The sequence below is a fragment of the Pandoraea bronchicola genome, assembly GCF_902459805.1.
GTDB classification, from domain to species: Bacteria; Pseudomonadota; Gammaproteobacteria; order Burkholderiales; family Burkholderiaceae; genus Pandoraea; species Pandoraea bronchicola.
Genome location: NZ_CABPST010000001.1, coordinates 69,490 through 91,181, shown reverse-complemented (window position 1 = coordinate 91,181; position 21,692 = coordinate 69,490). Strand labels below are relative to the sequence as shown.

19 protein-coding genes are annotated in these 21,692 nt (G+C 61.6%); 8 read left to right on the top strand and 11 right to left on the bottom strand.

Annotated elements, in window-relative coordinates; genetic code table 11:
* Nucleotides 1–36 precede the first annotated feature (36 nt).
* The 8 genes from PBR20603_RS00410 to fabF form a co-directional block, all read right to left on the bottom strand.
* Nucleotides 37–1,713, bottom strand: coding sequence for an electron transfer flavoprotein-ubiquinone oxidoreductase (locus tag PBR20603_RS00410; RefSeq protein ID WP_174977729.1), 1,677 nt, complete (start codon nt 1,711–1,713; stop codon nt 37–39).
* Nucleotides 1,714–1,727: 14 nt separating this feature from the next.
* Nucleotides 1,728–3,533, bottom strand: a complete 1,806-nt coding sequence (locus PBR20603_RS00405; protein WP_150557595.1) for an acyl-CoA dehydrogenase — start codon at nt 3,531–3,533, stop codon at nt 1,728–1,730.
* A gap of 226 nt (nt 3,534–3,759) precedes the next feature.
* Nucleotides 3,760–4,791, bottom strand: coding sequence for an AraC family transcriptional regulator (locus PBR20603_RS00400; RefSeq protein WP_150557594.1), 1,032 nt, complete (start codon nt 4,789–4,791; stop codon nt 3,760–3,762).
* Between the two features lie 278 nt (nt 4,792–5,069).
* A complete protein-coding gene (locus PBR20603_RS00395; protein ID WP_150557593.1) occupies nt 5,070–6,758 on the bottom strand; it encodes an acyl-CoA synthetase in 1,689 nt (562 codons plus the stop codon).
* A gap of 631 nt (nt 6,759–7,389) precedes the next feature.
* Nucleotides 7,390–7,731 carry a DHCW motif cupin fold protein gene (locus PBR20603_RS00390; RefSeq protein WP_150557592.1) on the bottom strand — a complete coding sequence of 114 codons (342 nt, stop codon included), beginning with the start codon at nt 7,729–7,731 and terminating at the stop codon, nt 7,390–7,392.
* Nucleotides 7,732–8,138: 407 nt separating this feature from the next.
* Complete coding sequence (locus tag PBR20603_RS00385; RefSeq protein WP_150557591.1) at nt 8,139–8,711, bottom strand: DMP19 family protein; 573 nt, start codon at nt 8,709–8,711, stop codon at nt 8,139–8,141.
* Nucleotides 8,712–8,740: 29 nt separating this feature from the next.
* Nucleotides 8,741–9,298 carry a sugar O-acetyltransferase gene (locus tag PBR20603_RS00380; RefSeq protein WP_150557590.1) on the bottom strand — a complete coding sequence of 186 codons (558 nt, stop codon included), beginning with the start codon at nt 9,296–9,298 and terminating at the stop codon, nt 8,741–8,743.
* A gap of 86 nt (nt 9,299–9,384) precedes the next feature.
* Entirely contained in the window at nt 9,385–10,653 is a 1,269-nt protein-coding gene (fabF, locus tag PBR20603_RS00375) for a beta-ketoacyl-ACP synthase II (RefSeq protein WP_150558256.1), read from the bottom strand.
* A gap of 179 nt (nt 10,654–10,832) precedes the next feature.
* Here fabF and PBR20603_RS00370 point away from each other — a divergent pair, with 179 nt between their 5' ends.
* The 3 genes from PBR20603_RS00370 to PBR20603_RS00360 all read left to right on the top strand — a co-directional run bounded on the left by PBR20603_RS00370 (nt 10,833) and on the right by PBR20603_RS00360 (nt 14,380).
* Nucleotides 10,833–11,864, top strand: coding sequence for an AraC family transcriptional regulator (locus tag PBR20603_RS00370; RefSeq protein WP_150557589.1), 1,032 nt, complete (start codon nt 10,833–10,835; stop codon nt 11,862–11,864).
* A 355-nt stretch (nt 11,865–12,219) separates the two neighbouring features.
* Nucleotides 12,220–13,815 carry an MDR family MFS transporter gene (locus PBR20603_RS00365; RefSeq protein WP_150557588.1) on the top strand — a complete coding sequence of 532 codons (1,596 nt, stop codon included), beginning with the start codon at nt 12,220–12,222 and terminating at the stop codon, nt 13,813–13,815.
* 4 nt (nt 13,816–13,819) lie between these two features.
* The gene (locus PBR20603_RS00360) at nt 13,820–14,380 is read left to right on the top strand and encodes a MarR family winged helix-turn-helix transcriptional regulator (protein ID WP_150557587.1); all 561 of its coding nucleotides are present in this window, start codon (nt 13,820–13,822) and stop codon (nt 14,378–14,380) included.
* A 111-nt stretch (nt 14,381–14,491) separates the two neighbouring features.
* On the opposite strand, the gene PBR20603_RS00355 is transcribed toward PBR20603_RS00360, so the two are convergent.
* Complete coding sequence (locus PBR20603_RS00355) at nt 14,492–15,763, bottom strand: amino acid deaminase (RefSeq protein WP_150557586.1); 1,272 nt, start codon at nt 15,761–15,763, stop codon at nt 14,492–14,494.
* 163 nt (nt 15,764–15,926) lie between these two features.
* Between PBR20603_RS00355 and PBR20603_RS00350 the strand changes: the two genes are divergently transcribed.
* From PBR20603_RS00350 to PBR20603_RS00330, 5 genes are all read left to right on the top strand, one after another.
* Nucleotides 15,927–16,808 (top strand): MurR/RpiR family transcriptional regulator, encoded by an 882-nt coding sequence (locus PBR20603_RS00350; protein ID WP_150557585.1) that lies wholly within the window; start codon nt 15,927–15,929, stop codon nt 16,806–16,808.
* Between the two features lies 1 nt (nt 16,809).
* Nucleotides 16,810–18,300 carry an N-acyl-D-amino-acid deacylase family protein gene (locus PBR20603_RS00345; RefSeq protein ID WP_150557584.1) on the top strand — a complete coding sequence of 497 codons (1,491 nt, stop codon included), beginning with the start codon at nt 16,810–16,812 and terminating at the stop codon, nt 18,298–18,300.
* 45 nt (nt 18,301–18,345) lie between these two features.
* Nucleotides 18,346–18,732 carry a RidA family protein gene (locus tag PBR20603_RS00340; protein ID WP_150558255.1) on the top strand — a complete coding sequence of 129 codons (387 nt, stop codon included), beginning with the start codon at nt 18,346–18,348 and terminating at the stop codon, nt 18,730–18,732.
* Nucleotides 18,733–18,853: 121 nt separating this feature from the next.
* Complete coding sequence (locus tag PBR20603_RS00335; RefSeq protein ID WP_150557583.1) at nt 18,854–19,324, top strand: hypothetical protein; 471 nt, start codon at nt 18,854–18,856, stop codon at nt 19,322–19,324.
* On the top strand, nt 19,311–19,832 hold the full coding sequence (locus PBR20603_RS00330) for a hypothetical protein (RefSeq protein ID WP_150557582.1): 522 nt from the start codon (nt 19,311–19,313) through the stop codon (nt 19,830–19,832). The genes PBR20603_RS00335 and PBR20603_RS00330 overlap by 14 nt, the downstream gene beginning before the upstream one ends.
* A gap of 83 nt (nt 19,833–19,915) precedes the next feature.
* On the opposite strand, the gene queF is transcribed toward PBR20603_RS00330, so the two are convergent.
* Both queF and PBR20603_RS00320 read right to left on the bottom strand, forming a co-directional pair.
* A complete protein-coding gene (gene queF / locus PBR20603_RS00325; protein ID WP_150557581.1) occupies nt 19,916–20,743 on the bottom strand; it encodes an NADPH-dependent 7-cyano-7-deazaguanine reductase QueF in 828 nt (275 codons plus the stop codon).
* Nucleotides 20,730–21,662: a 5'-nucleotidase gene (locus PBR20603_RS00320; protein WP_150557580.1), complete on the bottom strand. Its 933-nt coding sequence runs from the start codon at nt 21,660–21,662 to the stop codon at nt 20,730–20,732. The genes queF and PBR20603_RS00320 overlap by 14 nt, the downstream gene beginning before the upstream one ends.
* Nucleotides 21,663–21,692: the final 30 nt, after the last annotated feature.

The following is a 21,692-nucleotide window of genomic DNA, read 5'->3' as shown; positions in this document are numbered from 1 at the left end:
ACGTGCCTCACGCCATGAAGCACGTTCGGGGTTCGATTACATGTTGGAATAGTTGGGGCCGCCGCCGCCCTCAGGTGCGACCCAAACGATGTTCTGGCCTGGATCCTTGATGTCGCATGTCTTGCAGTGGAGGCAGTTCTGCGCGTTGATGACGAGTTGCTCGCCACCGCTGTCCTGCTTCACATACTCGTAGACGCCAGCAGGGCAGTAGCGCGATTCTGGCCCCGCATAAGTCCGCCAATTCACGTTCAGCGCAACCGCCGGATCCTTCAGCGTCAGATGCGCCGGCTGATTTTCTTCGTGATTGGTGTTGGAGATGAACACCGAGGACAATCTGTCGAAGGTGAGCTTGCCGTCGGGTTTCGGGTATTCGATCGGCTTGCACTGCGAGGCCGGTTTCAGCGTCTCGTGATCCGAATGCTGGTGGTGCAGCGTCCACGGGACGTTGCCGCGCAGCACCTTTTGCTCGATGCCGACCATCAGCGTGCCCAGGTACAGACCTTTGCTCATCCATTGCTTGAAATTTCGGGCGCGGTGCAGCTCGGCGTACAGCCAGGAATTCCTGAACGCCTCGGGATAGGCCGTAAGCTCATCGCTTTTACGCCCTGCCTGCAATGCCTCAAATGCCGCGTCGGCAGCCAACATGCCGGACTTGATCGCTGCATGCGATCCCTTGATACGCGATGCGTTCAGGAAGCCAGCGTCGTCACCGACGAGCGCGCCGCCAGGGAATACCAGCTTCGGCAAGGACATCAGGCCACCCGCAGTCATCGCGCGCGCGCCGTAAGACAGGCGTCTCCCGCCTTCGAGCACCTTGCGGATTTCCGGATGCGTCTTGTATCGCTGGAACTCCTCGAATGGCGACAGATACGGATTCGAATATCCCAGGCCAACGACGAAGCCGACTACCACCTGACAATCGTTCATGTGGTAGAGAAACGAGCCGCCGTATGTGTCGTTCTCGAGTGGCCAGCCGGCCGTGTGCATGACCAGGCCCGGCGTATGCTTCGACGGTTCGATCTCCCACACTTCCTTGATGCCGATGCCATAGACCTGAGGATCTGCGTTATCGCTCAGCTTGAACTTCTCGTTCAGTTGACGGCCCAACTGCCCGCGTGCGCCCTCACAGAAGAGCGTGTATTTCGCGTGTAACTCCATGCCGAGCTGGAAATTCTCCGTCGGCTTGCCGTCCTTGCCGATGCCCAGGTTGCCGGTCGCAACGCCTTTGACTGCCCCGTCGTCATCGTAAAGCACTTCGGCGGCCGCAAAGCCGGCGAAAATCTCGACACCGAGTTCTTCCGCCTGTTGTCCCAGCCACCGCGTCACATTGGCGAGCGAAACGACATAGTTGCCGTGATTCCTGAAGTTCTCCGGAAGTGCCCAGGCGGGCACCCGCTTCGAACCGGCTTCCGTGAGAAACAGGAACTTGTCCTCGGTGACCTCCACCGATAGCGGAGCCCCTTTCCCCTTCCAGTCGGGGATGAGTTCGGTCATGGCGCGTGGGTCCATGACGGCGCCGGACAGGATGTGAGCCCCGATCTCCGAGCCCTTCTCCAGAACGCACACGGACAACTCGACGCCGCTCTCGACAGACAACTGCCTGAGGCGGATCGCCGCGGACAGTCCGGCCGGCCCGCCGCCGACAATCACGACGTCATAATCCATCGATTCGCGTGCGCCAGCCTGTTCGATCGGGCTTGCTGTGTTGAGCATGTCCAACCCCTGCGTCAGAACTGGTCGTCGGTCAACGCCAACGCACCTTCGTTGCCGTCGTGGGCGCCAACGATGGCGGCTTCCAGTGCAGTTGCGAGCGGCAGGATCTGCGTCGCGAAGCAATGGGCGGTTGCCGCCTTGGCGTCATAGAACGAGGGATCGTCGTTGCGCTTGTCCGTGGCGGCGAGCAACGCACGGGCAAACTGCCATCCGGACAGCACGATGCCGGCCAGCTTCAGATACGCCACGCTGCCGGCAAATACGGCGTTGGGATCGTCCTTGGCGTGCGTGAGTACGTAGTCGACCACGGTCGCGAGCGATTCGCGCCCGGCCCCAAGCCGCTTGTGGAGCGCCCGGAACGCCGCGCTCGATTCGTACGACTTGTGCTCCCACAATGCCGCGAGGGTCTCGTCGATTTTTGCGATCAGCACCTTGACGACAGCACCGCCGTCACGCAGCGTCTTCCGGCCGACGAGATCGTTGGCCTGGATCGCCGTTGTGCCTTCATAAATGGCGAGGATTCGCGCATCGCGAAGATGCTGCGCGGCCCCCGTTTCCTCGATATAGCCCATGCCGCCATGCACCTGCACGCCAAGGCTGGCGACCTCGTTTGCCAACTCGGTGCTCCACCCCTTCACCACTGGCACGAGGTATTCGTAGATCGCCTGATGGTCGGCACGCACCGACGCATCGGCATGACGGTGACCGATGTCACTGTGCGCTGCCGCGACGTAGGCGAGCGCCCGGGCACCTTCCGTGAGCGCACGCATGGTCGCGAGCATCCGGCGCACGTCAGGGTGTTTGATGATGCTCAGGGGCGCTTTCGACGAGCCGTCTACGGCGCGCCCCTGCACGCGGTCTTTCGCATAGGCCACGGCCCGCTGATAAGCGCGGTCGGCCACGGCAATGCCTTGCACGCCGACGCCGAAACGTGCCGCGTTCATCATGATGAACATGTATTCGAGGCCGCGGTTGGCTTCCCCAACCAGATAGCCGATGGCCCCGCCGTGATCGCCGAACTGGAGCACCGCCGTCGGACTCGCCTTGATGCCCAGCTTGTGCTCGATGGACACGCAATGCACGTCGTTACGGGCACCCAGCGAGCCGTCTTCGTTGACGACGAATTTCGGCACGATGAAAAGCGACAGGCCCTTTACGCCCTCGGGGGCGCCGGGCAGGCGAGCGAGTACGAGATGCACGATGTTGCTGGCCATGTCGTGCTCGCCCCACGAGATGAAGATCTTCGTGCCGAAGAGACGGTAGTTGCCGTCGCTGGCCGGTTCGGCACGCGTGCGAATCAACGCGAGGTCCGAACCTGCCTGCGGCTCCGTCAGGTTCATCGTGCCGGTCCATTCACCCGAAATGAGCTTCGGCACGTAGCGTTCCTTCTGCGCCGGGCTGCCGGCAATGAGCAACGCCTCGATGGCCCCGTCGGTCAGCACCGGGCACAACGCCAGCGACAGGTTTGCGGCATTGAGCATTTCCATGCAGGCGGTCGCGATCAGTTTGGGCAGTCCCTGACCGCCGTACTCGGCCGGGTGGACAACGCCCTGCCAGCCACCGTTCGCGAACTGAGAAAAGGCTTCCTTGAAGCCGGGCGTTGCGGTGACAACGCCGTCCTTGAAACTGCTGGGGTTGACGTCACCCTCGACGTTCAGCGGCGCGATGACGTTGGCGTTGAAGCGGGCCGCCTCGTCGAGTACGGCCTGGGCGCAGTCCAGCCCGGCGTCCTCGAAGCCGGGAAGCGCCGCGACGCGCTCCAGATCGGCCAGTTCCTGCATGACAAAGCGCATTTCCTTGACGGGGGCGATATAGCTCATTCTGGTGCTTTCCAGTGGACGGTAGTGAAGAGGCCTGCCATGACACCGGAACGCTGAGGTCCTGCACGGCAACTATCGAGCAGATCGTAGCGGCGATCGTCGGGAATCCCGATAACCAAACCGGACCATCTATTGACAATTTCGGCCACGAGTCGACCGGGGAGGGTTCCCCGGCAGGGCCGGAATGCGGGGTGAAGTCGGCCGTGCCGTCGGCCGTGGCCGTCGATCAGGCCCTGGGCGAGCGGGGCGCAACGGGCCGATGTGCGGCGTGCCGATACTCGCCCGGCGTGCTGCCGGTCCACTGACGGAACGCGCGATGGAACGCAGTTGGGTCATCAAATCCGACATCGGCGGCGATCGCCGCAATCGCGTCCTGGGTTTCGGTGAGGCGCTGGATCGCAATATCGCGTCGCAATTCGTTCTTTAGCGTCTGGAACGCCGAGCCTTCGGCGGACAGCCGCCGGCAAAGCGTGCGCACCGAGCAGTTGAGGACTTGAGCAACGTCATCGATCGACGGCATATCGGGCAGTCGCGAGGCAAGACAATCCCTGACCCGATGGCTCGTGAGTTGCTCGTTGAAGGCCACGAATATCCAATCCTCCGGCGCTCGCGCGAGAAACTTGCGCAGGTCGGCCTTGCGCTGACGCACGCGCATATCGAAATAGGAAGCGCTGAAACGCATGCGTGTCTGTTTGCAGTCGAACTGCGCCGGTCCCGGGAAGAGATAGAGGTAATCGACGGCGTGAGGAGGCCGCTCAAACGCGAATTCCACCTGCAGGAGCGGGATCTTTTGACCGATGAGCCACGACCCCACGCCATGCGCGAGCTTCAGCATCAACTGCTGGCCCAGGGCGCTCACGCCGGCGGGCCCCGCCCGCAACACAATTTCGGCTATAGGGCCCACGCGTGACGACTCAAATCGAAAGTCGTCGAGAATCAGATGCATGAACTGGCCGAAGCGGTGCATTGCCGTTTCGAGGTTGGGCGCGTCGAGCAGGCTGAGGCACAGATACTTCAGGGTGCCATTACGCAGAGGACGCTCGAAGATACCCGGCATTTCATCGTCGAACTCGATCGCAAGTGCGCGGTAAAGCGTGGAGAATTGCGATTCCGTGACACGCGCTCCGGGCTCGGTCAGCAAGGCGTCGGAAATACCTGCCGCTTCGAGGTATTGCCTGACGACATCAGGCGGCGCGCCTACGCCGTCGAGGAAGCCCCGAACGAGTGAGATGGGTACGGTAGCGCTCAGTGAATGCATTGCCGTGATCTGGTTGATATCGCGTGCACGGACGAAAGGAAGTCCGCTTGTCCCTCGGCAGCTATTATCAACGCAAGTGCGCCCCGGCGCGGCGCGGCACGGCGTGGCGCCACCACGGGCCCCCGAAAGTGCCCATGACACCATGATCGGTCCACATTCGTTGCCGACACTGGCGGGCCTGACAGCGCGCGCGACGCTCGCCCGAATCGGGCACGAAGGAAACCGGCCTGAGTCGTTAGGGGCTCAGGCCGGTTCTTTTGCGGTGAAGATCCGCTGTGTCAAACCTTGCTGTCGGACGAGGTGCGCGGCATTCCGGTTGCACTATCGCCGGCAAGATCGATCGCGGATGCCGATTGGACGCGTGCACGCAATTCGTACTTCTGGATCTTCCCCGTCGACGTTTTTGGCAGTTCGCCAAACTCCACTCGCTTCGGCACCTTGAAGGCTGCCAGGTGCGCTTTGCAGTGCTGGATGATGTCCTCGGTGGTCGCCGTTGCGCCTGCTTTGAGTTCGACGAATGCGCAAGGAACTTCGCCCCACTTTGCATCGGGCATTGCAACGACTGCGGCAACGGAAACGGAAGGGTGGCGGTAAAGCACGTCCTCAACCTCGATGCTGGAGATGTTCTCCCCGCCGGAAATGATGATGTCTTTGCTTCGGTCTCTAATGCGTATATAGCCGTCCGCAGACATGACGCCGAGGTCCCCCGTATGAAACCATCCGCCGAAAAATGCTTCGTCGGTGGCTTTCGGGTTCTTCAGATACCCTTTCATGCAGATGTTGCCACGAAACATGATTTCGCCAATGGTCTCCCCGTCCGGAGGGACTGCCTCCAACGTAGCGGGGTCACGTACCGTTACCGCGGCCTGCAGGTGATACCGCACGCCTTGCCGGGCATTGAGCGCAGCCCGGGCGTCGTCATCCAGTGCTGACCACGACGCCTGCTGTGCGCATACCGACGCCGGACCATAGACCTCGGTCAGCCCGTAGACGTGCGTCACATCGACCCCGATGTCGTTAAGCTTTCCTATCACTGCCGGTGACGGCGGCGCGCCGGCGACCATCGTCGCTACGCGATGGCCGATACCGTGCCGAAGTTCTGAGGGCGCGTTTGCGAGCGAACTCTGAACGATCGGCGCACCGCAATAGTGGGTCACCTTCTCGCGGCGTATCAACTCGAAAACCTGATTCACATCAAACCTTCTCAAGCAAACGTTGACACCTGCACGTGCAGCGATGGTCCAGGGAAAGCACCAGCCGTTGCAGTGGAACATCGGCAGCGTCCACAAATAGACGGCGTGCTTCGGAAGATCCCACTCAAGGATGTTCGAAACGGCATTCAGATAGGCGCCGCGATGGTGGTACACGACGCCCTTTGGATCGCCGGTGGTTCCAGACGTGTAGTTGAGCGCAATCGCGTCCCACTCGTCCGCAGGCGGTGACCAGGCAAACTCCGGGTCGCCCCCGTCCAGGAACGTCGGGTAGTCGACGGCAGATGCGAACGCCGAGGGATCTGCCGGCATGGCATCCGCAACACTGACGATGCGCAGCGCCGGAAATTCTGCTGCGGCGGCCCGTGCGACTTGCGAGTATTCGGTGTCGATGATCAGAACCTTCGCCTCGCCGTGCCGCAACATGAACAGGATGGTTTGCACATCCAGCCGGGTGTTCAACGTATTGAGCACCGCTCCTGCCATCGGTACGCCGAAATGAGCCTCGACCATCTCGGGAATATTGGGAAGGAGAACCGCCACGGTATCGCCAGTTCCGATCCCGGCGCGCTGCAGCGCGCTGGCGAGGCGTCGGGTCCGCGCATACGTTTCGGCCCACGTGCGACGAGTGTCGCCATACACCACGGCGAGCCTGTCACCGTACACGTCAGCGGCTCTGGCGATGAAATCGATAGGCGTCAGGGGGACGTAGTTTGCTTCTCGGCGCGCAAGGCCTGTGTCGTACATCGGTTCCATTCGGCGTCTTCTCCACTGGTATTGGTGCCCGCTATGCACGCGTGATCGTTGCGTATTCTTGTACGGGATTCGCTGTGATCGAGCGTAGCACATGAGACATATGGGGTGCCATGCGAGGAATTGTCGCTTCTCGGGATTACCCGACATCTGCCTGAGCGACGGCGAGATGTGCTGGTTACGAGGGAGTGAGTGCTGGACATACCTGGAGCCGGCTGCGGCGTGGCTTGGTGCGATGGCGCCCCATAACTATTCGTGGCTAGCCAAAGGAACGCAGAGAAAAGACCCGGATCATCGTTCAGCGGCTTCACGCTACGCGCAACCCCTGCCTATCGCGCTTCTATGTGTCCGAGTCAACCTGCCCGTCAATCCGCGACGTGGCGAGATTTGACCGAGCCATGTCAAGGGCGGGCCAGCACACCGTGTGCGAGGTGGCGATCATCTCCACCCTCGAAACCAGCAGTCTTCCAACGTGGCTATCGCCATTCATTTGCCCCTGCAATGCTTGTCTCAATATGTGTTGCATCCACCGGTTGAATCCACAACCGATTCTTGCCATATGCGGACGACGGTTTTCGACCCACTATGGACCTTCCGATAATCAAGCAGTCCTTTGGACCATAATCGCGACGACTCAGTCAACGATGAAGAGCTTGGCCCCCGTCCTCGTATAGGACTGATGTGGCTCGGCGTTGTCTCCAACCTGATAGCTCATGCCGGGTGTCAAAACGAATTTTCGCCCGTCCTCAAGGGTTGTTTCCAACTCGCCTTCGAGGCAAAAGAGGACGTGCCCTTTTTGGCACCAATGGTCCGCTAGATAGCCGGCGGTGTACTCCACCATCCGCACTCGGATTTGATTCGGTTGTTCACCAAAAAAACGGGTGCGCCAATAAGCTACGCCGGTCTCGCCTCTGTGCTCCGTCGTCTCAACGTCGGCCCAGTTGGTCGTACCAAAAGCAAATGCCTCCATTTTCATGCTGCTGTCTCCTTCTCAAAATTTAAGTTGCAAGCATAAGCTGATCTGCCATCGTGTGCCGTGCGCTATTGTCACATCGCAACGGCTTGGCGCGGTTGCGATGCAATTAGTGAACTTCCGGTGCTCACCCGGAAGATTTGCCGTGGCGCGACGGGTAGTCCTCCTGCCTCGGGGTGTTATGAATAGCGCGCATGAGTCAATTACGGTTGACGGCACTTGATTCGATGAGCGCTCGTGTCAGGCCAAAGTGACAGGCTTCGATTCATTTGGCAGATGAAGGCCTAGTCCCGTTTGACTGAACATCGATTAGCGGCGAAATCTGGGCTGGTCTCGCTGAATGTCAGCTCGACGGTTTCACCGTTTTTTCTCAAGATTGGCGCGTTTCCAGACGAAATCATGACGCGCTGTCAGTACAGTCCATGCGCTCGCGCAAACCGCGAACCACGCTCGTGAAGCTCGTCCGGATCCTGCCAAAACGCCCCGTCGATCCTGTCAAGTTCGACATCGAGTGCTTCAAGACTTGGCAACAAGTCGTTTCGACTTCGCCAATCGGCAGGAACCGACTTGCTGCCGAACAGCAACGCTTTCGCACGAATTGTCAATTCAACTGATTGCGTCGCCCCGAATTCAGCAAGGCCGTCTATCGCATAGCTGTAGAACTGCCCCGAGTGACTGGAAAAGAATTGGTAGAAGCCGCCGTTGTAGACCTCGCCGATCAGACACGATACGGCGAAATAGGTCTTCTCGGGTGTGCTGAGGGCGTCAAAGCCGGGGCCGTGGTGAACTCGCCCCACCAAGGACACCCAGTATTTTCTTTCTGGACTTTGTTCGTGCAAACGCGCGCGCTCTCGGTGCCTCCTCCCGTCTTCAATCTGCGTCCTGTCACCACCCATGCAAGGCATGCAAAGCCCGTCGTTTTTGGCGGCGGTATCGAGAAGTATGGATGCCCCGCAAGTCTTGCAGGCTGTTCTTTGGGTCATCGAACGCTCGCTCAGTAGACCGGAGCCCGTTAGTCAGCAATCGACCGAATAACCCTAGCCGGATTCCCACCAACAAGGGTGTTCGGAGGAACGTCCTTGGTGACGACCGATCCCGCCGCGACAACGGCGTTCTCGCCAACGGTAACGCCACCGATAATCGTCACACCGGCTGCGATCCAGACGTTTCTCTCAATCACGATGGGCTTCGCGATGACGCCGTTGCGCCGCTGGGAAGGTTCAATGGGATGGCTGGTCGTAATGATGCTCACGTTTGGCCCAATCATCACATCGTCAGCGATGTCGAGTCCGCCGAGATCATAGAAGGTGCAATTCTGATTGATGAAGACATTGCGACCGACACTGATATCGACGCCGCCGGTTGTGTAGAACGGCGGGATCAACATAAAGCTGTCGTCCACCTTCTTACCGATGAGATCGCTGAACACCGCCCGGACTTCGGCCGCATCGTCGAATGTCAACCGATTTAGTGTCGCAGTGATCGCCATCGCTCGTCTGACGTTTGCTGTCATGGCAGCTGACTCCGGCGTCCTTCTCGGAATTATCTTGGTCCGGTCATCATTTGACATATGTTCTGTTCCCTCAGGCGCGGCCCTGTGATTTTCGGCGATGCCAGGGCCTGTGGTCGGGATCTTCGTTCGGCTCAAATCCAGAATCAGAGTCCACGGAACACCAGGCTGGCATTGACACCCCCAAAACCAAAGCCATTGGAGATTGCATATTCCGTCGATATCTTGCGGGGCGATCCGCCGACGATGTCGATGCCTTCCGCCGCCGAATCCGGCGCCGTCAAATTGAGCGTAGGCGGCGCGAGCTGATCGCGCAGTGCGAGCACGGTGAAAATGGCTTCCACGCCGCCGGCTGCCCCAAGCAAATGTCCTGTCGACGACTTGGTGGCTGATACGGCGGGGCCTCGACCTGTTCCGAATATCGCCTTGATGGCCGCGAGCTCGCTGATGTCGCCTACGGGCGTGGACGTCGCGTGTGCGTTCAAGTGCCCGATCATCCCGGGTTCAAGATTCGCTTGCCGGATTGCGAGCTCCATCGCGCGTCGCCTGCCGGCGCCGTCGTTGGGCGGAGACGTCATGTGGTGTGCGTCGGCGCTCGTGCCATAACCGAGTACTTCCGCGATCGGCGTGGCGCCTCGCTGCAATGCGTGCTCCAGGTCTTCGATGACGAGCATGCCGGCGCCTTCTCCCATGACAAAACCGTCTCGTCCGGTATCGAACGGGCGCGATGCCTGCGCGGGATGATCATTGAAGCCGGTGGACATGGTTCTTGCCGCGGCGAACGACCCCAGACTGACTCGATCGATGCAGGCCTCGGCCCCACCGCACACGGCAATATCGGCTTCGCCGGCCCGAATCAGGCGCGCTGCGTCGCCGATGGCCTGTGCGCTGGCAGCGCAGGCAGTCACCGGTGCGCCCAGGGGGCCACGAAAGCCGTGACGGATGGAGATATGGCCCGCCGCCATATTGGCAAGGAAACTGGGAACGGTAAAAGGAGAAAGCCGCCTCGGTCCGCGGTTATCCGTGATTCTGACGGCGTCCACGATCGCGCCGAACCCACCCACGCCAGACGCCACGATGGTTGCCGTCCTCTCGCAGGCTTTTTCGGATTCAGGTTGCCATCCGGCTTGAGTCAGCGCCTCTTGCGCCGCGGCGAGCGCAAACAGGCTGAACCGGTCCATCTTCTTCTGGTCCTTGGGCGCTACCGCGAGGTCCGGATCGAATCCCCATGGACAGTCTGACGTCAACATGGGCACCACGCCGCCGACCTTCGATGCAATCCCTTCCGTGACGTCGCCGGGCAAACCGGCCAGACCTGAATGCCCCTTCAGGAGACGGTTCCATACCGATTCAACGCCGCATCCCAACGGCGAAACGATACCCATCCCAGTCACGACAATACGTCTCGTATTCAAGCGATGCTCCCCCTTTGACTGACGAAGAAATGCCGCCAGCGATTGGCGCAATGCGCCATCTGGCAATACTCGAAAATTTCAAGAATCGCGGAAATTGCTTGCCAGTATAGGCATGGGGCGGGTGAAGAACTGGCGCATCGTGCCAATCGATATGCAGAATGCGCCATAATCGGCGAATCATGAACCTGTCCCGCCAAAGTTCTCTCACCGTTTCGGCTCACTTCCTGCACGGGATGCTGCGTACCGTTCGCACCCGTCACGGAGAAGACGTGGCTGCGCAGCTTCTCGCAGGCGCCGCTATTCCGCAGTCGCTTCTGAATCAGCCGGATGCGCGAATCACACGCCACCAATACGTCGTGCTGTACAGGACGGTCGCGGCGACGCTCGACGACGAGATGCTGGGACTCTGGTCCAGGCCGATCCGGGGCGGCACGTTGAAGTATCTGATGCTCAGCCTGCTGGATGCGCCTACCGTGCTGGTCGCGTTCAATCGGTTTGTTCGTTTCTGGAATTTGCTGCTGGATGACTACCGGCTGCAGATTTCGACCAAGAACGATCTGGTGCGACTCGCTCTGGTGGAAAGGACGCCTGATACGCAGGTCACTCCGCTTGGGCACGAGTTGATGATGAAGCTGGCGCACGGCATCGCATCATGGCTGCTGGGCAGGGAGATCATCCTGCACCGGGCCGAGTTCAGTTTCGCCAGGCCGAGGCACGTCGAAGACTATGCATTCCTGTTCCCTGGAGCGGTGCACTTTGATGCCGGGATGACGAGCATTTATTTCGCGTACCAGGATTGTGCCGAGCTGTTCAAACGCGAGAAACACGAGCTATGGGCGTTCCTGAAAGGCGCGCCGGGGGACTGGACATTCAGCGCATTTCATCATGGCTCCATTGTGGCCAAAACGCGCGAGTATCTTGAGCGGAACATAGCGCAGCCGCTGACGATTCAGGGCATTGCGCAGGCTCTGCATACTTCCGTTCGCACACTCAATCGCCGATTTGCGGAAGAAGGAACACATTTCCAGCAGGTGAAAGACGGGCTGCGACGGGATATCGCGGTCGATCGGCTGACGAACTCGAACACGAGTGTGGCAGCACTGGCGTTTGATCTTGGCTTTTCCGATGCCACCGGTTTTTGCCGCGCCTTCAAGCACTGGACAGGTAGTAGTCCTTCTGACTATCGCAAGGACACCCGTCAGGGTGAGTGACGAGAAGGGGTTAAGTCTGACTGTATTGTTAGCAACGTTGAACGCCGTGTCGAACGGCTGGAACTGGCCGATAACGGTTCTCAAGCCGCCGCATGTTTCCGACTCGAAGCGGACGGCAGAAATGTTGTCCAGTGGTTCGTGTCGCTGCTTTTCGTTTGCCGGCGCGCGTAATCCGGTTTTCAGCGTGTCGATGTATTTCAGATCGTCGTGCTAAAGGATCTCGTTGCCCGACCACATTACCGTTGACCTCCCTGGCACAGTAACCGCTTCTATTCCTATTAACAGCCGCTCACGCCTCTCCCGGCACCCAACGTGCTAAAATCCTTGACTGATCAAACATTGATCCGTCCAAAAAATGGCTCCCAGTCCTAGTACCCCGCATTCAGCGGGGCAGGTATTGCCCTTCCGGCAATCGCTCGTGGCGATGCTCGGCCTTTGTTTCTGCACCATGCTGGTGGCGCTCGATCAGACCGTCGTCGGCACCGCATTGCCAACGATCGTCTCGGAACTCAAGGGCTTCGAGTATTACGCCTGGGTTGCAACCTCGTATCTCCTGACCTCCGTCATCACCGTGCCAATCTTCGGCCGGCTCGGCGACTTCTACGGACGCAAGCCGTTCGTCGTCGCCGCCATCGTCATTTTCACCGCGGCCTCCGTGCTGTGTGGCGCCGCCAACAGCATGCTGTTCCTCGTCATCGCGCGCGCCTTGCAAGGCATTGGCGGCGGCATGCTTGTCGGTACCGCGTTCGCTTGTATCCCGGAACTGTTTCCCGATCCGCACGTGCGCCTGCGTTGGCAGGTCATGCTCAGTTCCGCGTTTGGCATCGCCAACGCCATCGGCCCCTCGCTCGGCGGCTTTCTCACTGAAGGTTATGGCTGGCGTTCAGTCTTCTACGTCAACCTGCCGGTGGGCCTGCTCGGTCTCTGGTTCGTCGGCCGTCACCTGCCGCATATGCGCGCCGAAGGTCATGGCAAGGCGAGTCTCGACTGGCTCGGTGCTCTCCTCATCACTGCCGCACTGGGCAGCCTGCAGATGCTTGTCGAATGGTTGCCCGCCGACGGCCTCTCGCGCGGCGTGATGGCGCTGCTCGTGGTGCTGGCCGCCTCCTCGTATGCACTCTACTGGTGGGAGAAGCGCACGTCGCATCCGATCCTGCCCTTCGAGATGTTCCGCGACAAAAGTCTGGCGCCGCTGTTCGTACTGTCGGTGTTCGCGGGCTTTACGATGTTCGGCATGCTGTTCTACGCGCCGCTGATGCTTCAGGGCGGCTTCGGACTTTCGCCGCGTGAAACCGGTCTGCTCATTACCCCGATGGTGCTGTGTATCACCGTGGGCAGCATCGTGAACGGCCGGCTCATCACGCGTCTGCCCAACCCGAACGTGATGCTCTACGGGGGCTTCTTCTTACTCGCGCTCGCTTGCGCAGGCATCATCACCACGCATCGCGGCACCCCTCACGGGCTGATCGCCACCTACATGCTGCTCGCCGGTGTCGGCCTTGGCTTCGTGATGCCGAACCTCACTGTCTTCGCCCAGGAAGTCGCCGGGCGTGCGCATCTCGGGATTGCGACCGCCCTGATGCAGTCGCTGCGAATGATCGGCGGGATGCTCGGCACGGCCATCGTCGGTACGCTCGTCAATCACAGCTACAACGCTCGCGTGAAAGATGCCCTTGCCGCCAGCGACGGCACCCAATGGACCGCGCAACTCTCCGATCCGCAGATTCTCGTCAACGCGCAAGCGCAAAGCGACTTCCTCACCACGCTCGCGCATATGGGCCAGAACGGCGCGCTGTTCATCGAGTCGGCACGCACGTCGCTCGTGGCCGCCATTCACAACGGACAGATGGTGTCGCTGGCCGCAGCGCTCGCCGGTCTGTGGTTCGTTCGGCGCGTGCCGCTGATTCGTCTGTCGCGCGGCGCGAAGCCGCAGGCGCCAGCCGGGGAGTGACGCGATGCCCACGCCACTAAAACGGAACGTCATCCAGCAACTCAGTCTGACGTATCGAGCGATGATGCTCGCGTTCGATGCGCAAGTCGGACACCCGCTGCCACGCTGGCGAATCATTCTCGCGTTGGCCGAACGCGGCACCTGTTCGCAGAAATCTCTTGCAGAACACTGCCGGCTCGATCCGGCGTCGCTCACGCGTCAGTTGCAGTCGATGGAAGCGCTCGGCTGGCTCTCGCGGGCGACCGATCCGGACGATAACCGCCTCACGAATGTCACGCTCACGAGCGCAGGCATGACCGTATACGACGAAGCGACGCCGCGCCGCCAAGCCTTCTTCGACGATGCCCTCGAAGGCATGACGCCCGCCGAAATTGCAACGCTGGAAAGCGCACTCGGTCATCTCGAGGCGCAGTTCAAGTCGGTGGCGACGCGAGCGAAAGCGTCAGATCCCGCCGCGAAGGCGAGCGGGGAAACGAAGCGACGCACGACTGCCGATGCCGCGGAGCAGGCGTCGGCCAAGCCGCCCGCCTCAGCCCGAAAACGCGTATCGCGACGCCAGACGTAAGCCTCCGCATGCGGCGGTTTGCGCGAACTGAAGAGGAAAAAAGGCCGCCCATCGGGCGGCCTTTTCATTGCGGCTGCGTCGGCGCGTGTCGCGTGTCCGACGAGTCTGCGATCAGAAGAACGTCTGCACAATCTCGACGACGTTGTAGTCAGCGTCGACGACCGGCAGATGACGCCATTTGTCGAACGTCAGGCACGGATGCGAGATGTCGAAGGCGATCATGTCGCCCACGCGGACATCGTCGCCCGGCGCAATGCGCAGGTAGGCGTGCTGATCCATCATGCCGGTGATCTCCCAGTGCGCCGGCGTCGCCTTCGGTACGTGGCTCTCGCCCGGACGGAACTGCTGCGCCGGTTCCGGCATGCCGGCATCGAACGCCGCATCGCGCTTGCCGAGCGCGACGATGGCGCGCTCCGGCTCGGGAATCGACTGCACGTACGCCCAGAGTTGCAGCGCCGGTTGCAACTGCGAACGCATTTGCTTCGCGATCGGGTTACGCGTGGCAATCTGCGCCTGCGCTGCCTTGTAGATGCCGACGTCGTGCGTGAGGTAGCAGCCGGGGCGCAAGACGACATCGAGCGCGGTGCCCACATCTTGATGCGCAAACTCATCCGCGACCACGTCGTACCACGCCGAACCCGCCCCCGAGAGCACGGCCGGGCTGCGCTCGATGCGACCCGCCGCCACCAGCTCCCGCGTGATGCTGACCGCACGTTGCAGGAACGCACGAATGTCCGCCTCGGTACTGAGCACGCCCTCATAGACTTCCACGCCCGCCAGCTTGACCGCGTCATGGTAGCGGGCAATGGCGTCGAGTACGGCTTGTTGCTGCGAAGCGTCGCGCACGCCGGTCCGTCCGCCCGTCACGCCCAGTTCTATCAGTACCTGAATCGACTGACCCCGCGCGCGGAAGAACTCGCCCAGATGCGTTACCGCAGCGGCAGAGTCCACCAGACAAAAAAACTCGAAATCCGGATCTTTCAGCAGATCGGCGATCAGCGCCATGTTGCGCTTGCCGACGAGCTGGTTCGCCATGAGGATGCGCCGCACGCCATGGTGATACGCCGCGTTGGTCTGCTGCGCCGTGGCAAGGGTGATGCCCCATGCCCCCCCTTCGAGCTGACGGCGGAACAGCTTCGGCGCCATCGTCGTCTTGCCATGCGGAGCGAGCTTCACGCCGTACTCATGGACGAAACGCTGCATCCAGGCGAGGTTGTGACGAATCTTGTCTTCGTAAAGCACGGCCGTCGGCAGACTCAGGTCTTCGTTGAGCAAATTCCAGCCCAATCCCGCCGTTTCGGACGGCGCAAGCGGGGCATTCAACGCACCCAAACCCTTGTTGAGAGTATCGATCATGCCGTGTTGATAGTTTGTATCACTCATTGAGAATCCTCCACGTGACGACGTGCCGGGAATCGCCGGATGGCTCCTATAATAGCTTTGAATTACCCGGGTTTGACAGTTTTGTTATAAAGTAACAAAAATTCGCAAACCTTTCAAAAAAGCATCCCGGCAGACCATCGCTGGCGCTGCACAGACCCGAGATATGGCGGAAACCTTCGACATCGTGACGCGAGTTGCCGAGCGCAGCGACGCCCTTAGTCAGGCGGAGCGCAAAGTTGCGCAGGTGGTGCTGGAAGACGTGGCGGGCGCGGCGGCGGCATCGATCAACGTGCTAGCCGAGCGCGCCGGCGTGAGCGAGGCGAGTGTGACGCGTTTCGCCAAGGCGATGGGCTGCCGCGACGTGCGCGATCTCAAGTTGCGTCTGGCGCAAGCCGCGGTGGTCGGTCAGCGTTTTTTCGGCGCGAATGCGGCCAACGGGCAGGACGGTTCGGGGGACACGATCGACCGGATCGCCGACGATATTCAGACAACGTTGCAGGTGCATCGCGGGCTCATCAAGCCGGAAGGCGTGCGGCGTGCGGCGGGGCGGCTGTTGTCGGCCCGCATGGTGTACGCCTTCGGTATGGGCGGCGGCTCGTCGCTGATGGCTGACGAGGCGCGCTACCGGCTCGTACGTCTGGGACGGCCGGTGGCGAGCTATCAGGACGCCGTGATGGCCCGCATGGTCGCCGCCACGCTTGGGCGCGACGACGTCGTGCTTGCCTTTTCGGTGAGCGGCCACACGCCCGAGCTGGTCTCCGCGTGCGAGATCGCGCGAGAGTATGGCGCACAGGTGGTGGCGATCACGGCGACGGGCTCGCCGCTCGCGGCATTGGCCGACGAGGTGTTGCCGATCCGCGCGCTGGAAACGGACTTTATTTTCAAACCGTCGTCGTCGCGTTACGCGATGCTGCTGGCGATGGACGTGCTGGCCACGGAACTGGCGTTGCTCGCCAAGCCGCAGAGCCAGGCGCTGTTGCGGCGAATCAAGTATGTGCTCGACACGCATCGGGGCGGCGGCGATCGCCAGCCCCTGGGAGACTGACATGGCTGACTGCCTCGCGAACCGGACGGTCGACACCCTCATCACGAACGTTCGTCTGGCGGACGGCTCCGGCGCGCCGATGACGGACGAAGGTTTCGACGTCGCCTTGCGCGACGGTCGCATCCACACGATTGCGCAAGCCGGTGCCCTGTCCGGCTGGCAAGCCGCGCAACAGGTTCACGGCGATGGCTACGTGCTGAGTCCCGGGTTCATCGACGTGCATACCCACGACGACACGAACGTCGTACGCGCGCCGGAAATGACGCCGAAACTCTCGCAGGGCGTGACGACGGTCGTCGTCGGCAACTGCGGCATCAGCGCCTCACCGGTGGTTCTCAAGGGCGCCCCGCCCGACCCGATGAACCTGCTGGGAGATGCCGACGCGTTCCGGTATCCGACCTTCGCCGCCTATGTCGAAGCGCTCGAGAAAGCGCAGCCGGCGATCAACGTGGCTGCGCTGATTGGTCATACCGCGTTACGCAACAACCACATGGACCGGCTCGACCGGCCTGCGACCGAAACGGAAATCGAGGGCATGCGCGCGCAATTGCGCGAAGCGCTCGAACACGGTGCGCTGGGATTGTCGACCGGCCTCGCCTATGCGAACGCGAACGCCGCACCGACCGAAGAAGTGCTCGCACTGGCCGAGCCGCTCGCCGAGGCCGGTGGCCTCTATGCAACGCATTTGCGTACCGAATTCGCCGAAATTCTCGAGGCGCTCGACGAAGCCTTCCGCATTGGGCGCCATGCCCGCGTGCCCGTGGTCGTCTCGCATCTGAAGTGTGCGGGCGTCGATAACTGGGGACGCAGTACAGAGATTCTCGAAGCCCTCGACAAGGCGCGGCGCTTCCAGCCGGTCGGCTGCGACTGCTATCCGTACACGGCGAGTTCGTCGACGCTCGATCTCAAACAGGTGACCGACGACTTCGACATTCTCGTGACATGGTCGCAATCGCACCCTGAGCAAGGCGGCAAGCTGCTCGCGACGATTGCCGGCGAGTGGGGTGTCGATCTGATGGAAGCGGCGAAGCGTCTGCAACCGGCGGGGGCGGTGTATCACTGCATGGAAGAGGACGACGTGCGACGCATCTTGCGCCATCCGGCAACTGTCGTCGGGTCGGACGGGCTGCCGAACGATCCGTTGCCGCATCCGCGTTTGTGGGGCGCGTTTCCGCGTGTGCTCGGCCGCTACAGCCGCGAGCAGCAATTGTTCTCGCTGGCCGAGGCCGTCCACAAGATGACGGGCCTCTCGGCAGAGCGTTTCGGTTTGACCGAGCGCGGCCTCGTACGCGAAGGCTACTGGGCCGATCTGGTGTTGTTCGATCCGGCGACCGTGGCCGATGCCGCCACCTTCACCGATCCGATGCAGCCGGCCTATGGCATTGCCGCCGTATGGGTCAACGGCGTGTTGTCGTGGCAGGACCGTGCACCTACGCAGAATGCGCGTGCGGGGCGTTTCGTGCGTCGCGGTACACCGCAGCCGGCACTTTGAATATGAGTTGTTGAAGCCGTTTTGTCGAAAGGAGAGATGATGAGCATCAAACGATATGGCGTGGAAGGCGGGCAGGGCACCGGCGGCCAGCGCATGCCCTTTGCACGCGCCACCGAAGCCGATGGCTTCCTGTTTGTTTCGGGGCAGACCCCGATGAAAGACGGCGAAGTGATCGATGGGGGCATCGTCGCCCAGACGCACCAGGCCATTCAGAACCTGCTGGCGATTCTCGCGGAAGCCGGTTACGGCACCGAGCACGTGATGCGCTGTGGTGTGTGGCTCGACGATCCGCGCGACTTCGCGTCGTTCAACAAGGTATTCAAGGAATACTTCGGCGAACACCCGCCTGCCCGCGCGTGCGTGGTGTCGAGCATGGTGATCGACTGCAAGGTGGAAGTGGACTGCGTAGCGTACAAGAAGCCCGCTGCGTGAGATTTTTCTATACCGGCTGACACTTTAGTACCCGTTTCGCAAAGTCTGCGGTTTGCCTTCGATGGCCGGCGGCATGGTGTGCGCGCAGTCTTCAATCTCCCAATCAGAAAGGAGACGGACTGTGAGACAAGAGTCAATTTCGGGGGCGGGGGTGCAAATGCCGCCGCATCGCGCGGCAGTCGAGTCTGCCGAGGATATGCAGGTCAACATCGATTTTCCGTTGACGCCTGATGATGTACGTTTGCGATCCCGGACCGTGAATCGTCTGGCCAGCGCGGGTTGCGCGTCGGGGCTGTTAGGGCTGACGGTCACGGTTCTGGGGCTGGCGGGACTCGCGGGTGCGGCGTACGTGTGTCTCGAAGCCGACGAGCAGGCCGAGACCTCGATCGCCGGGCACGACCGCCGGTGGCTGGGGTACGGCTTCGGCGCAGGCTTGGGCTTCGTGTCGTCGGTCGCGGTGACGTTCGGTCTCAGCCAGGTGGGGCTGTCCTTGCGAAAGCGTCGCGAGGCAGCGCAGGAAATGGGTACGCTGAACGTGCGTGCGCGATTCGGGACTGCGTCTACGGAGGACTTCCGGCGTGAGCGCGTTTGACATCCCCCAAGGCAAAATGCCGTCCTCGCAGCACATCGCCAATGAGATCGACGTGGCGCTGGCTGCGGTTCGCGACGCCGACAAACAGCGTGAGGCGATGGGCATGCCGTGCCCCGGCGAGTGGGACGCGATGCAGTGCGATGCCGCCTATCGCTGCGGCTTCGGCGCGTTCGAGCGCGGCGACTATGCGCAGGCCATCGAGTGTTTCGCGCCGCTGCTGTCGGCGTGTCCGCTCGAAGCCGACTACGCGGTGGCCCTGGCGCTCTCGGTGCAACGACACGGCGAGCCCAAGGCGGCGCTGCCGCTGTTTATGGCAGCAGCGTTGATGGACGAGGCGGCGCCCGGTCCGATGTATCGCGTCGGTGAGTGTCTGATCGAGTTACAGCACTTCGAAGCGGCGTACCGCGCCATGAAGGAAACACTGCATCGATGCGCCGGTCAGCCGAAGTATGCGAATGTCGGAAACGCGGCACGCAGAATGATGGCCAGGGTCAGCTATCTGAGCTGACCGGTAGTACGCACTCCTGAGATGAAAATGGCGACGGGACTCATCCACCCGTCGCCATTTTTTTGGGGCGCGTTCCGCTTGCGTTACTGACGCGCCGTGCGTGCGTTGTCCGGCATCGGCATCGTGAAGTTGGTGCGAAACGGGTTGATGTCCAGTCCGCCGCGTCGCGTGTAACGGGCGTAGACAGCCAACTGGCTCGGTTTGCACTGGCGCAGGATGTCCATGAAGATACCTTCCACGCACTGCTCGTGAAAGCCGGTATGACGCCGGTACGAAATCACGTACTTGAGCAGGCCTTCCTGATCGATCGGCGGCCCGACGTAGCGAATCTGCAGGCTGCCCCAGTCGGGTTGTCCCGTCACGGGGCAGTTGGACTTGAGCAGGTTCGACACGAGCGTCTCGTCCACATGCGGCTCACCTTCGGCGGCCTTGAGCAGGGTGGCGTCAGGCGCGTAGACATCCGTTTCAATGTCGAGGCGGTCGACGAGCAGGCCATCGAGTTCATCGAGTTCGAGCTTGCCGAAGGCGGCCGGTTCGACGAGGCGCACTTGCACCGCTGCGCCCGCCGCTTCCGACAGGTCTTGCTGAATCAGCGCGCGCGCGGCGTCGATGTTCGCCAGCTTGGTCTGTGCGAACGAGCCGAGGTACAGCTTGAACGACTTCGACTCGATGATGTTCGGCGAGTCGGCCGGCACGATGGCGGTAAGCAGCGCGATTTGCGGCTTGCCCTTTTCGTTGAGCCACGAGAGTTCGTAGCCGTTCCAGATGTCTGCGCCGAAGAACGGCAGGACATCGGGCACGCCGATGGCTGCGCGCGCCGGTGCACGTGCGATCGGGAAGAGCAGGGACGGGGCGTATTGCTCGGTGTAGGCAACTTCCTTGCCGAGCGGAGATTGGTCAGGCGTTGTCATGATTTGCAATGCCACTGATGACGTGTCCGGTCGGGCCGACTCGCGCGGCGGACTCGCAGTGGCGTGTCTGATCGTCGAAGAAGAAATCGGGCTCGAACTCGCGCAGGAATGTGCCTTTGTCCAGCCCGCCCAGAAACATCGCCTCGTCGATGTCGATTTTCCAGTCCATCAACGTGCGAATGGCACGCTCGTGCGCCGGGGCAGAGCGGGCCGTCACAAGTGCTGTTCGGATTTTGACCGGCACTTCGTGACCCGCGAGCGTCTGCAGGCGGTGAAGTGCCAGCAACAGCGGTTTGAACGGACCCGGTGGCAGCGGCGTAGCGGCGCGTTCGATTTCGTGTTGCTGGAACGCGTCGAGCCCGTTGCGCTGGAAGATCCGTTCGGCCTCATCGGAGAAGAGCACCGCGTCGCCGTCGAAGGCGATGCGGATTTCGTCGGGATGAAGCTCCGCTTTCTTGGCCGAGTCGGGATACACGCGCGCTGCCGGAAAGCCCGCCGCCAGCGCACCACGGACGTCGCGCTCGTTGGCTGACAGGAACAGGTGCGCGCCCAGTGCGTTGAGGTAACCGAACGGATCGCGCCCGCGCGTGAACACGCCACGCTCGATCTTGAGGTCGACCTGGCGCGCCGAGCGAAACACACGCATGCCGCTCACGGGATCGTTGCGCGAGAGCACGACGACTTCGACGCGATGCTTGTCGATCTCGTTGCCCTCGTTGAACGCCAGCAGCTTCTTCACGAGCGGGAAGGCCACGCCGACGCGCGCGGGCACGTCGAGGCGCTCGAGCTGATAGCGCATGTAGGACTGATCGTCGCCATGCGCCACACCGGTCTCGTACACGCGGTTCTCCTCTTCGAAGTCGAACAGCGCGCGCGAAGATATCGCGACAACGAGTTTGTTCTCGAGCGAGATCGGCATGGTGGCAGCGTGGTCCTGTCGTGATGGGTT

Excerpts from the sequence above, each read along its gene's own strand:
- PBR20603_RS00410 (WP_174977729.1), bottom strand. The coding sequence starts at position 1,713 with ATGCTCAACACAGCAAGCCCGATCGAACAGGCTGGCGCACGCGAATCG.
- PBR20603_RS00365 (WP_150557588.1), top strand. The coding sequence starts at position 12,220 with ATGGCTCCCAGTCCTAGTACCCCGCATTCAGCGGGGCAGGTATTGCCC.
- PBR20603_RS00345 (WP_150557584.1), top strand. The coding sequence starts at position 16,810 with ATGGCTGACTGCCTCGCGAACCGGACGGTCGACACCCTCATCACGAAC.
- PBR20603_RS00370 (WP_150557589.1), top strand. The coding sequence starts at position 10,833 with ATGAACCTGTCCCGCCAAAGTTCTCTCACCGTTTCGGCTCACTTCCTG.
- queF (WP_150557581.1), bottom strand. The coding sequence starts at position 20,743 with ATGACAACGCCTGACCAATCTCCGCTCGGCAAGGAAGTTGCCTACACC.
- PBR20603_RS00390 (WP_150557592.1), bottom strand. The coding sequence starts at position 7,731 with ATGAAAATGGAGGCATTTGCTTTTGGTACGACCAACTGGGCCGACGTT.
- PBR20603_RS00355 (WP_150557586.1), bottom strand. The coding sequence starts at position 15,763 with ATGAGTGATACAAACTATCAACACGGCATGATCGATACTCTCAACAAG.
- PBR20603_RS00350 (WP_150557585.1), top strand. The coding sequence starts at position 15,927 with ATGGCGGAAACCTTCGACATCGTGACGCGAGTTGCCGAGCGCAGCGAC.
- PBR20603_RS00360 (WP_150557587.1), top strand. The coding sequence starts at position 13,820 with ATGCCCACGCCACTAAAACGGAACGTCATCCAGCAACTCAGTCTGACG.
- PBR20603_RS00385 (WP_150557591.1), bottom strand. The coding sequence starts at position 8,711 with ATGACCCAAAGAACAGCCTGCAAGACTTGCGGGGCATCCATACTTCTC.
- PBR20603_RS00405 (WP_150557595.1), bottom strand. The coding sequence starts at position 3,533 with ATGAGCTATATCGCCCCCGTCAAGGAAATGCGCTTTGTCATGCAGGAA.
- PBR20603_RS00395 (WP_150557593.1), bottom strand. The coding sequence starts at position 6,758 with ATGGAACCGATGTACGACACAGGCCTTGCGCGCCGAGAAGCAAACTAC.
- PBR20603_RS00380 (WP_150557590.1), bottom strand. The coding sequence starts at position 9,298 with ATGTCAAATGATGACCGGACCAAGATAATTCCGAGAAGGACGCCGGAG.
- PBR20603_RS00320 (WP_150557580.1), bottom strand. The coding sequence starts at position 21,662 with ATGCCGATCTCGCTCGAGAACAAACTCGTTGTCGCGATATCTTCGCGC.
- PBR20603_RS00400 (WP_150557594.1), bottom strand. The coding sequence starts at position 4,791 with ATGCATTCACTGAGCGCTACCGTACCCATCTCACTCGTTCGGGGCTTC.